The sequence below is a fragment of the Pseudomonas sp. W2-17 genome (assembly GCF_041060445.1).
Classification (GTDB): Bacteria; Pseudomonadota; Gammaproteobacteria; order Pseudomonadales; family Pseudomonadaceae; genus Aquipseudomonas.
The window spans coordinates 13,924-26,322 of record NZ_JAUFNS010000018.1; the positions used below are offsets into that span (position 1 = coordinate 13,924).

The window sequence follows — 12,399 nt, forward strand, 5'->3', positions numbered from 1 at the left end:
TAACGCTCCGGGGGATGAACTTCAGGCGGGTCTGCAGGCGCAGACGAAAGCGTGATGGTGCCGTTTTGTTAGGGTGCTACGCAATGAAAGATGCGCGGGTAAGCGGATGGCGGCGTACTAAGGTGCGGAGCTGAGGCTTCGCAGCCACTGAAGATCCTGTAGGAGTGAGCTTGCTCGCGAAGACTTAGGCCCAGCCGCTAGAAACTCAGCGGCTGTACCGTCCCCTTCGTGAGCAACCTCACTCCCACCAGTGACAGGCCGAAATCAAATCCAGTGATCAGACTCACAAACCTGCTTTGGATCTCCGGTCCAGAAGGCCGCCCTCAACCCCCCGCTGTATCAATGTCCTTGTCCAGCTCACCCGTCTGCCGTTCCTCTTTGGTGGTATCCGGCGACTCATGCTCTTCAGGCTCGAAATCCGGGGTGAAGCTGTTCTCGCCGGTCAGGTTGCCGTTGTTCTCCTGACTCTGCGCGCCGTTCTCGGACTGGCTCTGTGACCCGCCCTGGTTCTTCAGCGCATCGTTCTGCGCCAGGCTGCTGTCCGGCCTGACTTTCTCAACGGCAGGATTAATCGCCGGGTCGTTGCGGTTGACGGTTTGATCGTTGTTCTGGGTAGCCATACGCACCTCTTCGGTCATGTCCCGTTCACAGGACGTACAGATATCGAGGGCAACGGCGCGCAAGGGTTCGACCCATGTGCTGACCGGCAGCTTCAGCTGTCGCGATAGGCGCCGGTCACCGGCATGCGGCTGCCCAGTCGATAGCGCGACGACGGATGCACCAAGCGCACGTAGGTCACCACGTTGCCGCTGTTCCAGGTGCGGCGCATCAGCACCAGACACGGCTCGCCCGGCTCGATCTGCAAATGCTTGAGCTCCTCGGCGCTCGGGTGGCTGGCCTCGACGATGTGCTCCATCTCATCGGGCTGAATGATCTGCAAGAGATAGCGCGCCGACTGCAATGCATCGCCGAAGGGTTGCTGCAGAAAGTCAGGCGCGGCGTGGGGATTGACGTAACGGTCCTCCAGCTGCACCGCCACATCGTCCTCGTAATGCACGCACAACAGGTGAAACACCGACGCGCCAGTGGCCAGCGAGAGGGCCGAGGCGATGGGCATCGACGCCGATTCCCGTGCCAGGTGGAGCACCTGGCAACGATAGCGATGGCCCCGGGCGAGGATTTCGTCGGCGATGTTGGTGATACGCAGCAGGTTGGATTGCGGCTTGCTCGCGGCGACAAAGGTGCCGACCCCGGACACCCGCAGCAGGCGGCCTTCTTCGGTCAGCTCGCGCAACGCCCGGTTGACCGTCATCCGCGACATGCCCAGCTCGACCACCAAGCGGTTCTCCGACGGAATCAGGTCGCCGGGCTTCCATTCCCCCGATGACAGTTTGCCGTGAACGAAGGATTTCGCCCGCCGATAAAGGGCCTGGGGTGCCGGCTTGTCCATCGTTTCTCTCCCTTTCCGAACAGGCGTGCGTCGACGGCCCTAAAAAAAGCGCATCACGCTTTGGCGTCCTGCCAGAACGCGTTGCGGTCCAGGTAGTTCTGCAAGAACTGCTGCAGCCGGGGTTGCTCGGCGTTGTGGAAAATCTGCCGGGGCGTGCCGCGTGCGACGATTTCGCCCTGGTCGAGAAAGATCACCGAATCGGCGACCTGGGCGGCAAAGCCCATCTCGTGGGTGACCACGACCATGGTCATGCCTTCCTTCGCCAGGGTCTTCATCACCTGCAGCACTTCGCCCACCAGCTCCGGGTCGAGGGCCGAGGTGGGCTCGTCGAACAGCATGATGTGCGGCTCCATCGCCAGCGCCCGGGCAATCGCCACCCGCTGCTGCTGACCGCCGGACAATTGCGCGGGATACGCCTGGGCCTTGTGCGCCAGGCCCACCTTGTCGAGCATCGCCATGCCGCGCTGTTTCGCGTCGTCGGCCGAGAGTTTGCGCACCCGCCGCAAGGCTTCGCAGACGTTGCCGAGTGCGGTCATGTGCGGCCACAGGTTGAACTGCTGAAAGACCATGCCGACGTTGCGCCGCACCTGGTTGATCTGTGACTGCGGCGCGCGGCGACGGCCCTTGTCGGTGTCCTGCCAGCCGAGCAATTGGCCTTCGATGCGGATCTCGCCTTCGTCGTACTCCTCCAGAAACGCCATGCTGCGCAGCAAGGTGCTTTTGCCCGAGCCCGACGGGCCGATCAGGCAGACCACTTCCGAGCGCTGCACCTGCAAGTCGATGCCCTTGAGCACGCGCAGGTGGCCGAAGCTTTTGCCCACCTGGCTCAGGGTCAGGACGGGCGACTGCTCGCCGTTGGTTTTCATAGGTTCATCCAGGGATTCGCGGGTCGTTTCGCGGGTCGTGGCGGGCACGTTGCCGCCGGGGATCAGAAGACTGTTCATCGCGGTTGCCTGCTCATGAAACGGCCGACGCGGGTTTCCAGCAGCATGCCCAGCCGCGAGCACAGCTCCACCAGAATCAGGTAGCCAATGCACAGCATCAGCAGGGTTTCGACGAAGGCGAAGGTCTCCGAACCGATGCCGGTCAGCACCATCGTCAGCTCGGGAATGGTGATGATCGACAGCACAGCGGTTTCCTTGCACAGCACCGTGACCATGTTCACCAGCGCCGGCAGAATCATCACCAGCATCTGCGGCAACTGGATGCGCCAGATGCATTGCAGGCGAGTGATGCCCAGACAATCGGCGGCCTCCAGCTGACCCCGGGCGACTGACTGAAAGCCGGTGCGGAAGATCTCGGCGAAGTACACGCTGCCGTAAACCCCCAGGCCGAGGATGCCGGCGGGGATCGGGTCGAGGCTGATGCCGAACGAGGGCCCGCCGTAATACACCAGAAACAGCTGCACCAGAAACGGCGTGCTGCGGATCAGCTCGATGAACACCCGCAATGGCGCGCGCACGAAGTGGTTGCCGAACACCTGGGCGACCGCGATCAGCATGCCCAGCGCGAGGCCGAGCACGACGCCGCTGCTCCAGGTGCCGAGGGTGACCAGAAACCCCGAGCCGATGTCGCCCAGGTGGTCGGTAAAAATGCTCGGGTCGAAGGTCATGCCGTGCGCTCCTTCAGGCGTCGTTCGAGCAGGCTCGCGGCATAGGCCAGCGGCACGTTGATCAGGCAATAGAAGCCGGCCAGCATCAGGTAGTCCTGGACGAACATGTAATCGCTGGCCGCCAGGTTCTGCGCCGTGCGGGTGAGGTCGGCCAGCCCCACCACCGAGACCAGCGACGAGGCCTTGATCAGCAGAATCATTTCATTGACCAGCGCCGGCAGCGTCAGGCGCACGGCCTGGGGCACGCGGATGCGCATGAGCATTTGCGCGTCGCTCATGCCCAACAGCCCGGCGGCCTCCAGCTGACCGCCGGGAATCGCAAGAAAACCGCCACGCATGATCTCGGCGATATAGGCGCCGGCGGCCAGGGACAGGCCGATGATCGCCGCCACCGTGGGCGAGACGTTCGGCAGGCCGACCCGGGGCAGGAAGTAATAGATAAACAGCAATTGCACCAGCAGCGGAATGCCGCGGAACACGAAGATGTAGGCGCCACCCAGGCGGCGCAACAGGGGGACCGGCGACAGGCGCAGGCTACCGACGACGATGCCGATGACAAAGCCGAACACCAGCGCGGCCATCGACACGTGTAGCGTCACCCACAGAGCGCCAAGCAAGAGCGGCGCGTTTTGCTGAAGCAATGGCCAATCGAACACGGGGGTACTCCAGCCGGTGAATTGTCACTGAGTGAATCGTCACACTGTGGATGATCACTGTATGAGTCATCACTGGGTGGATCTTCAGGCGCCGACCTTGTGGGAGTGAGCTTGCTCACGAATGCGGTTTGTCAGGCGACACCTCTTTCACTGCAAAAATGCATTCGCGAGCAAGCTCGCTCCCACAGGTTACGTGTCGCCCCGCAAATCCGGAGTCGACGCGCGGATCGTGTGGGAGTGAGCTTGCTCACGAAAGCGGTGGGTCAGGCGACACATCCTTCCACTGCAAAAATGCATTCGCGAGCAAGCTCGCTCCCACAGGTTACGTGTCGCCCCGCAAATCCGGAGTCGACGCGCGGATCGTGTGGGAGTGAGCTTGCTCACGAAAGCAGTGGGTCAGGCGACACATCCTTCGACTGCAAGCATGCAATCGCGAGCAAGCTCGCTCCCACAGGTTACGTGTCGCCCCGCAAATCCGGAGTCGACGCGCGGATCGTGTGAGAGTGAGCTTGCTCACGAATGCGGTTTGTCAGGCGACACCTCTTTCACTGCAAAAATGCATTCGCGAGCAAGCTCCCACAGGTTATGTGTCGTTCTGTCGGCCTTGAGTCAAAGCAGAAGGCTCAAATGCGCCTCACCACGTCGGCTCGAAATCACCCTTCGGCACGTCCATTTCCGCGCCCAGCCATTTCTTCTGCAGCGCAGCCAGGCGGCCGTCGTCGTGCATCTTGGTCAGGGCGGCATCCAGCGCAGCGATCAGGCTGTCGGCATCGGCGTCCTTGCGGCCCAGGTAGGCGAAGTAGGATTTCTTGCCGAACGGCGGCTGCACCACTTTGTACAGATTGCTTTTCTGCGCGGCGACGAAGGAGATGTTCGGCAGCGAGTTGGCCACGGCGACGATGCGCTTGGCGGCCAGGTCGGCGTAAGCCTGATTGTTGTCGACGTATTCACGAATGGTGACCTTCTGCGGCAGGGTCGCGGCGAAGGCTTTCAGCTCTTCCAGCTGCGCCGAGCCCTTGCCGGCACCGACGGTTTTACCGGCGATGTCTTCAGGCTTGCCGATGCTGTCGTCCTTTGCCCCGGCCAGCAGCGCCACGGTCGCTTCGGCAATCGGCGACACGAAGTGGTAACGCTCCTTGCGCGCCTTGGTCACGATGATCGGACCGGCCACCACGTCGAATTTCTTCGCCTCAAGGCCGGGCAGCACGCTCGGCCACGGCAGGTCGAGGAACTTGATCTTGACCCCCAGCTCCTGGCCCAGCGCCTCGAACAGCTCGGCATTCAAGCCTTTCTGTTTGCCCGCTTCGAGGAAATCGAAGGGCGCGAACTGCATTTCGGTGCCGACCACCAGCTCACCGGCCTTCTTCACATCGGCCAGCTGATCGGCGTGCGCCGACGATGGCAGCACTGCCAGAGGCAACAGCGCCAGCGTGGCAGCGGTACTCAAGCGTTTAAACGTCCTGCGGAACACAGAGTCGAGTGACATGGGATGGCTCCTGGGTGGATGCGGCGTGTTTCGTCGAAGGCTGTGGGATGTTGGGTGAGCGGGTGAATGATTCTGCAACTGCAGTTAGCGTGCCATACCGGTATAGACAACCGGCATGGTACGATCAGCCGAGGATCTTGCCCGGGTTGAGAATGCCGTTGGGGTCGAAGCTGCGCTTGAGCTCGGCCATTACTTGCAACGCTTCTGCGCTCACCGAGTGATGGAGAAACTCGCGCTTGAGCAGGCCGATGCCATGTTCAGCCGACACCGCGCCGCCCAGCTCGCCGACGGCGCTGTACACCAGCTCCTCGATTTCCAGCACCGGCGCGGGTTGCGGCAGCGAGTTGCAGTCCACCGTCAGGTGCAGATTGCTGTCACCGATGTGGCCGAAATACACGCTTCGGTTACCCGGCCAGCGCGCGTCGATACGCTCACGGCAGCGTTCGGCGAACTCACCGATGCGGCCGATGGGCAGGCTGATGTCGAAGTTCAGGGGCGCCATGCGCTGGGGAAACTCGCCGGTGGCCTCGCGAATCTTCCACAGGCCGCGTGCCTGGGTCTGGGAGGTGGCGAGAATGGCATCGACCACTTCACCGGCCTCAATCGCCGCTTCAAGGGTTTGCTCCAGCGCATCGCTTTGGCCGGAAGACTCCAGCAGCACGTACAGCGGATGGTGATCGGGCATCGGCGCGACGGGCTTCTCTAGCCACGACACGCCAAGGCGGAAGAAGTCCTGCCACATCAACTCGTACGCCTGAGGCGTGCCGACGCTCGATTGAATACGCCGCAGCAGGGCGACCGCGCTGGGGTAATCGGGCAGGGCGCAGAGCAGCGTGGTGGTCGGACCGGGTGGCGGCGCCATCTTCAATACTGCTCGGGTAATCACCCCAAGGGTGCCTTCGCTGCCGATGAAGCACTGTTTTAGGTCATAACCGCAGTTGTTCTTGATCATCTTGTTCATCAGGTCGAGCACACGCCCGTCCGCCAACACCACCTCCAGACCGAGCACCAGGTCGCGGGTCATCCCGTAACGAATCACCGCATTGCCGCCGGCATTGGTAGCAATATTGCCACCGATCTGGCACGAGCCCCGGGCGCCTAGATCCAGCGGAAACAAAAATCCGGCCTCGGCCACGGCGCGCTGGATGTCCTCCAGCGTCGTGCCCGCGCGCACGCTGACGGTGGCGGCGGCCGTGTCGATCTCCTCGATGCCGCGCAGGCGATCCAGCGACAGCGCGATGTCGGTGGTGCGCGGAACGGCGCCGCCCGCGAGACCGGTCATGCCGCCCTGGGGCACCACGCTTTGCCCCGCCGCGTGGCAGATGCCCAGGGCGAGGGAGACCTGTTCGGTGCTGGTCGGCAAGAGCAACGCGGCGGGGCAAGCAGGGGCATGGCGGGTCCAGTCGCTGTAATGCCGCGGGCTGATGGCCTCGCCGGTCAGCACCTGAGCATCGCCCAGGGCCTGGCGCAACTGGCTGATGGTCTGTTGCAGGTCGCTCATGGAATCCACTCGATCAATTCGCGTCAGGAGTGGGGCGGGCCTGAAAGCGGGGAGGCTGTATAGACAGCTGAGGCAAGATGCAGGCCAGTTGATCGACGCCGGTGGGTTAATGACGCTAAAAGCTTCCCGGCTGAAGCCGGTCCTAGTGATCGTGAAGTGTCGTACGAATAACGCTCGGGCGGCGCGGCACAGTAAATGCTTGATCCGGTCTATACCGCCCAGTCCATTTCCTGCGCCCGGAGCCTGCCATGACCGTCACCGCCAACCTCCCGATCATCGACATGGCCGGCGTCCGCGAAGGCGACGATGCCGCGATCCGGCGCGCCGGCGAAGCCATCCGCACCGCCTGCAGCGAGAGCGGCTTCTTCTACATCATCAACCACGGTGTGCCCCGACAGGTGATCGACAGCACCATGGCGGCCGCAAAAACCTTCTTCGCCTTCGCACCGGAAGTGAAGCGTCAAGTGGCGGTGAACAAGCGCCACCGCGGCTGGCATGCGTTGGGCGGTGCGCTGATGTATGAGGCGACCAAACCGGATTTCAAAGAGTTTTTCAGCATCGGCCTGGAGCTGCCGGAGGATGACCCGAGTGTGCTGGCGGGGGAGGCGTTGCGCGGGCCGAACCAGTGGCCGGATTTCATGCCGGCATTGCGGGTGGCCCTGGAGGCCTATTACGAGGAGATCGGCAAGGCCGGCGCTGATCTGTTGAAGGCCGTGGCCGTGGGCTTGGGCATCGAGCCCGATTTCTTTGCGCCGAAATACGGCAAGCGTTTGCAGCGTACGCAGATGGTCTATTACCCGCCCCATCCGCCCCGGGCCGAGACCGATCAGTTCGGCGTGGCGCCACACACGGATTATGGCTGTATCACGTTGTTGCATCAGGACAACAGCGGCGGTCTGCAGGTGCGTGAGTTGGGCAGCGGGGCGTGGATCGATGCGACGCCGATCGAGGGCAGTCTGGTGGTGAACGTGGGGGATTTGCTGGCGCGGTGGTCGAACGATCGGTTCCGGTCGACGTTGCATCGGGTGATCAATCAGTCGGGGCATGAGCGGTATTCGATCGCGACGTTTTATGACCCGACCTATGGGGCCGTTGTTGATCCGTGCGATTTGGGAATCGAGGCTGCTGCCAGTCGGTATCCGGCGGTGGCGGCGGGGGATTACATACTCAAGCGGATTGATGATTCGATGGCGTATCGGAAGAAGGCGTAGTCGCAGGCTCCGAAAAGCGGGTAAATGCGCAAATATTTACGGGTATCCAATATCTCGGTGTGCTGTTGTTAGGGTTCCGCCCTTACGGCGGGTCACTTTTTCCAAGAGCCGAAAAAGTAACCAAAAAGGCCCTGCTCCTGGTTGGGTTCCTCCTTCGTCGGAATACCCTCACTCCGACGACGCTCCGTGGGCCCGCGCCGAACGGACATCCATGTCCTAGCGGCGCTCTCGCGGCATCCATGCCGCTCGGCCCACTCCGCGTCGTCTGCGTTCAGCCTGCACCCAAGTCGCGATTTGTGGTGTTTGGGCTTTTTGCGTACGAAGATCAAAAGCACGGCAACGGCAACGGCAACTGCAACTGCAACAGCAGCAACAGCAGCAACAGCATTCGCGAGCAAGCTCGCTCCCACAGGGGCGGTGTTTGGTCAGCGGAACTGCAAGCGCCTGTACCGGCCTCTTCCCGGCTAAAGCCGGTCCCACTAAAACACCGCGCGCACCTGTGGGACCGGCTTCAGCCGGGAAGCCTTTGATCTGCTTTAAACGCGCTTTTGATCTTCCTACGCAAGAGGTCCAGACAACACCAAACGCGACTTTGGTGCAGGCTGAACGCAGGTCTCGTGGAGTGGGCCGAGCGGCATGGATACCGCGAGAGCCGCCCCCCGCCATGGATGGCGGATGGCGGCGGGCCCACGGAGCGAGACCGGAGTGAAGGAACCCGACGAAGTCGGGCCCAACCGAGAGCAAGCACCCTTGGTTACTTGGGGTGCTTTTCCAAGTAACTCGCCGAAGGCGAAACGTCTGCCCTTAGGCAGACGCTCCTGATCTTAAATGTTCAGCGGTTTAGATAACCGCCAGGATCGCCTCGGTAACCGCCCCGATATTCCCCTTGTTCAACGCCGCCACACAAATCCGCCCGGTATCCAACGCATAGATCCCGAACTCGCTGCGCAAACGATGAACCTGCGGTGTCGTCAGACCCGAATACGAAAACATCCCCCGCTGACGCGCGACAAAACTGAAATCCTGCCCCGCCGCATTATTCGCCAGACGCTGGGTCATCTCCTCACGCATCCCGCGAATCCGCAGGCGCATCTCGCCCAGCTCCTCCTCCCACTTCGCACGCAACTCAGGGCTGCTCAACACCGCCGCCACAATCGACGCGCCATGGGTCGGCGGATTCGAATAGTTCGTGCGGATCACACGCTTCACCTGCGACAACACCCGCGCCGTCTCCTCCTTCGAATCCGTCACAATCGACAACGCGCCGACCCGCTCGCCATACAGCGAAAACGACTTCGAAAACGAACTGGAAGCAAAGAACGTCAGGCCGCTGTCGGCAAACAGACGCACCGCCGCCGCGTCCTCGTCGATCCCGTCACCGAAGCCCTGATACGCCATGTCCAGAAACGGCACATGACCCTTGGCCTTCAGCACCTCAAGGACCCTCTTCCAGTCTTCCAGGGTCAGGTCAACGCCGGTCGGGTTGTGGCAGCACGCGTGCAGCACAACGATCGAGCCGGACGGCAGGTTCTGCAAATCTTCCAGCATCCCCGTGCGGTTCACGTCATGGGTGGCGGCGTCGTAATAGCGGTAGTTCTGCACCGGGAAACCGGCGGTTTCGAACAGCGCGCGGTGGTTCTCCCAGCTCGGGTCGCTGATCGCCACAACGGCGTCAGGGGAAAGCTGCTTGAGGAAGTCAGCGCCGATCTTCAGCGCGCCCGTGCCGCCGACCGCCTGGACCGTCATCACCTGACCCGACGCCAGCAGCGGCGACTCGGCACCGAACAGCAGGGTTTGCACGGCCTTGTCGTAGGCGGCGATGCCGTCAATCGGCAGGTAACCGCGGGGCAGGTGTTGAGCCACCCGGTTTTCTTCCGCTTCGACAACGGCGCGCAGCAGCGGAATTTTCCCTTCTTCGTTGCTGTAGACGCCGACACCCAGATTGACCTTGGTCGTACGGGTATCGGCGTTGAATGCTTCGTTGAGGCCCAGGATTGGATCGCGTGGTGCCATTTCGACAGCGGAGAACAGGCTCATTGTGCGGGGGCTCTGAGTGGGGGAGTGAATGGGTCGCGTCGCTCCAGCCGATTGCACTAGAGCGGTGCACAAACGGGGAGCAAGTATAAAGGCCCGCGCCAGTGCGGGCGACAGTCCCGGGCAGGTTTTTCAGGGTTTTTCGCGAAATTTTTCGACCGTTAGTCCAGTGCTGCGGACTAATCTGCGGAGGGTGGCTTGAAAGGTGGCGCAGTCGACTCCACCTGTAGTCCCATCACTTCTTTTATGTACGTCTTTTCCGTGGCGGGATCAGCCGTTCGTGCTCAATATTGCGTTGCTGCAGGATTTATCTGGCAGCGGCCCGTCCAGAGGTACGTTATGTCCGAGTTTCAGCTCGTTACCCGTTTTGAGCCGGCCGGCGATCAACCGGAGGCGATTCGTCAGTTGGTTGAAGGCATCGACGCCGGGCTGTCGCACCAGACCCTGCTCGGTGTGACCGGTTCGGGCAAGACCTTCAGCATCGCCAACGTCATTCAGCAAGTGCAGCGCCCGACCCTGGTGCTGGCGCCGAACAAAACCCTGGCCGCCCAGTTGTACGGCGAGTTCAAGGCGTTTTTCCCGAACAACTCGGTCGAATACTTCGTTTCCTACTACGACTACTATCAGCCCGAAGCCTACGTGCCGTCGTCGGACACCTTCATCGAGAAGGACGCGTCGATCAACGACCACATCGAGCAGATGCGCCTGTCCGCGACCAAAGCGTTGCTGGAGCGCAAGGACTCGATCATCGTCACCACGGTGTCGTGCATCTACGGTCTGGGCAGTCCGGAAACCTACCTGCGCATGGTGCTGCACGTGGATCGCGGCGATAAACTCGATCAGCGCGCCTTGCTGCGCCGTCTGGCCGACCTGCAGTACACCCGCAACGACATGGATTTCGCCCGGGCGACCTTCCGTGTGCGCGGCGACGTGATCGACGTGTTCCCGGCGGAATCGGACCTGGAAGCCATCCGCATCGAGCTGTTCGATGATGAAGTCGAAAGTCTCTCCGCCTTCGATCCGCTGACCGGCGAGGTCATTCGCAAACTGCCGCGCTTCACGTTTTACCCGAAGAGCCACTACGTGACCCCGCGCGAAACGCTGCTGGACGCAATGGAAGGCATCAAGGTCGAGCTGCAGGAACGTCTCGAATACCTGCGCGGCGCCAACAAGCTGGTGGAAGCGCAACGCCTGGAGCAGCGCACCCGTTTCGACCTGGAGATGATCCTCGAACTGGGTTACTGCAACGGCATCGAAAACTACTCGCGTTATCTGTCCGGGCGTCCGTCCGGCGCGCCGCCGCCGACGCTGTACGACTACCTGCCGGCTGACGCGCTGCTGGTGATCGACGAATCCCACGTCAGCGTGCCCCAGGTCGGCGCCATGTATAAAGGCGACCGCTCGCGTAAAGAAACGCTGGTGGAGTACGGTTTCCGCCTGCCGTCTGCGCTGGACAACCGGCCGATGCGTTTCGATGAGTGGGAAAACGTCAGCCCGCAGACCATTTTCGTGTCAGCGACGCCGGGTAACTACGAGGCCGAGCACGCGGGCCGCATCGTCGAGCAGGTGGTGCGGCCGACCGGTCTGGTTGACCCGCAGATCGAAATCCGTCCGGCGCTGACCCAGGTCGACGACTTGCTCTCGGAAATCCACAAGCGCGTGGCGATCGAGGAACGGGTGCTGGTGACCACGCTGACCAAGCGCATGTCCGAAGACCTCACCGATTACCTGGCCGACCACGGCGTGCGCGTGCGTTACCTGCACTCGGACATCGATACCGTCGAGCGCGTCGAGATCATCCGCGACCTGCGCCTGGGCACCTTTGACGTGCTGGTGGGGATCAACCTGCTGCGCGAAGGTCTGGACATGCCGGAAGTGTCACTGGTGGCGATTCTCGATGCGGACAAGGAAGGCTTCCTGCGTTCCGAGCGCTCGCTGATCCAGACCATCGGCCGAGCCGCGCGTAACCTCAACGGCCGGGCGATTCTCTACGCCGACCGCATCACCGGCTCCATGGAGCGCGCGATTGGCGAAACCGATCGTCGTCGCGAGAAGCAGATCGCCTTCAACTTGGCCAACGGCATCACGCCGAAAAGCGTGATCAAGGACGTCGCCGACATCATGGAAGGCGCCACCGTGCCCGGCTCGCGCAGCAAGAAGCGCAAAGGCATGGCCAAAGCCGCCGAGGAAAACGCCAAGTACGAAGCCGAACTGCGCTCGCCGAGCGAAATCACCAAACGCATTCGTCAGCTGGAAGAGAAGATGTACCAACTGGCCCGCGACCTGGAGTTCGAAGCAGCGGCACAGATGCGCGACGAGATCGGCAAACTGCGCGAGCGGTTGTTGGCGGTTTGAGGACTCCTGGGAGTGACTGGGGCATGACGCTGGATATCGGTCACGCCAGGGGACCTGTGGGAGTGAGCTTGCTCACGAAGGCATTTTCACTCCA

10 protein-coding genes are annotated in these 12,399 nt (G+C 62.1%); 2 read left to right on the top strand and 8 right to left on the bottom strand.

The window, feature by feature from the left end; all coding sequences use genetic code 11:
* Positions 1–323 precede the first annotated feature (323 nt).
* The 7 genes from QWI20_RS20695 to QWI20_RS20725 all read right to left on the bottom strand — a co-directional run bounded on the left by QWI20_RS20695 (position 324) and on the right by QWI20_RS20725 (position 6,705).
* A complete protein-coding gene (locus QWI20_RS20695; protein ID WP_369307020.1) occupies positions 324–620 on the bottom strand; it encodes a hypothetical protein in 297 nt (98 codons plus the stop codon).
* A 92-nt stretch (positions 621–712) separates the two neighbouring features.
* On the bottom strand, positions 713–1,450 hold the full coding sequence (gene hutC, locus QWI20_RS20700; RefSeq protein WP_369307021.1) for a histidine utilization repressor: 738 nt from the start codon (positions 1,448–1,450) through the stop codon (positions 713–715).
* A 53-nt stretch (positions 1,451–1,503) separates the two neighbouring features.
* On the bottom strand, positions 1,504–2,316 hold the full coding sequence (locus tag QWI20_RS20705) for an amino acid ABC transporter ATP-binding protein (protein ID WP_369307069.1): 813 nt from the start codon (positions 2,314–2,316) through the stop codon (positions 1,504–1,506).
* A gap of 74 nt (positions 2,317–2,390) precedes the next feature.
* On the bottom strand, positions 2,391–3,062 hold the full coding sequence (locus tag QWI20_RS20710; protein WP_369307022.1) for an amino acid ABC transporter permease: 672 nt from the start codon (positions 3,060–3,062) through the stop codon (positions 2,391–2,393).
* On the bottom strand, positions 3,059–3,718 hold the full coding sequence (locus QWI20_RS20715; RefSeq protein WP_369307023.1) for an amino acid ABC transporter permease: 660 nt from the start codon (positions 3,716–3,718) through the stop codon (positions 3,059–3,061). The genes QWI20_RS20710 and QWI20_RS20715 overlap by 4 nt, the downstream gene beginning before the upstream one ends.
* A 634-nt stretch (positions 3,719–4,352) precedes the next feature.
* Positions 4,353–5,204, bottom strand: coding sequence for a transporter substrate-binding domain-containing protein (locus QWI20_RS20720; protein ID WP_369307024.1), 852 nt, complete (start codon positions 5,202–5,204; stop codon positions 4,353–4,355).
* Between the two features lie 124 nt (positions 5,205–5,328).
* Positions 5,329–6,705, bottom strand: coding sequence for an FAD-binding oxidoreductase (locus tag QWI20_RS20725; RefSeq protein ID WP_369307025.1), 1,377 nt, complete (start codon positions 6,703–6,705; stop codon positions 5,329–5,331).
* Between the two features lie 248 nt (positions 6,706–6,953).
* Here QWI20_RS20725 and QWI20_RS20730 point away from each other — a divergent pair, with 248 nt between their 5' ends.
* Positions 6,954–7,916, top strand: a complete 963-nt coding sequence (locus tag QWI20_RS20730) for an isopenicillin N synthase family dioxygenase (RefSeq protein ID WP_369307026.1) — start codon at positions 6,954–6,956, stop codon at positions 7,914–7,916.
* A gap of 840 nt (positions 7,917–8,756) precedes the next feature.
* Here the strand turns inward: QWI20_RS20730 and QWI20_RS20735 are convergent.
* On the bottom strand, positions 8,757–9,953 hold the full coding sequence (locus QWI20_RS20735; protein WP_369307027.1) for an amino acid aminotransferase: 1,197 nt from the start codon (positions 9,951–9,953) through the stop codon (positions 8,757–8,759).
* A gap of 336 nt (positions 9,954–10,289) precedes the next feature.
* Between QWI20_RS20735 and uvrB the strand changes: the two genes are divergently transcribed.
* Positions 10,290–12,305 carry an excinuclease ABC subunit UvrB gene (gene uvrB, locus QWI20_RS20740; RefSeq protein ID WP_074885065.1) on the top strand — a complete coding sequence of 672 codons (2,016 nt, stop codon included), beginning with the start codon at positions 10,290–10,292 and terminating at the stop codon, positions 12,303–12,305.
* Positions 12,306–12,399 lie beyond the last annotated feature (94 nt).

What these genes read in the sequence shown, in the direction of transcription:
- QWI20_RS20695 (WP_369307020.1), bottom strand. Translation starts at nt 620, where the DNA reads ATGGCTACCCAGAACAACGATCAAACCGTCAACCGCAACGACCCGGCG.
- hutC (WP_369307021.1), bottom strand. Translation starts at nt 1,450, where the DNA reads ATGGACAAGCCGGCACCCCAGGCCCTTTATCGGCGGGCGAAATCCTTC.
- QWI20_RS20705 (WP_369307069.1), bottom strand. Translation starts at nt 2,316, where the DNA reads ATGAAAACCAACGGCGAGCAGTCGCCCGTCCTGACCCTGAGCCAGGTG.
- QWI20_RS20710 (WP_369307022.1), bottom strand. Translation starts at nt 3,062, where the DNA reads ATGACCTTCGACCCGAGCATTTTTACCGACCACCTGGGCGACATCGGC.
- QWI20_RS20720 (WP_369307024.1), bottom strand. Translation starts at nt 5,204, where the DNA reads ATGTCACTCGACTCTGTGTTCCGCAGGACGTTTAAACGCTTGAGTACC.
- QWI20_RS20725 (WP_369307025.1), bottom strand. Translation starts at nt 6,705, where the DNA reads ATGAGCGACCTGCAACAGACCATCAGCCAGTTGCGCCAGGCCCTGGGC.
- QWI20_RS20730 (WP_369307026.1), top strand. Translation starts at nt 6,954, where the DNA reads ATGACCGTCACCGCCAACCTCCCGATCATCGACATGGCCGGCGTCCGC.
- QWI20_RS20735 (WP_369307027.1), bottom strand. Translation starts at nt 9,953, where the DNA reads ATGAGCCTGTTCTCCGCTGTCGAAATGGCACCACGCGATCCAATCCTG.
- uvrB (WP_074885065.1), top strand. Translation starts at nt 10,290, where the DNA reads ATGTCCGAGTTTCAGCTCGTTACCCGTTTTGAGCCGGCCGGCGATCAA.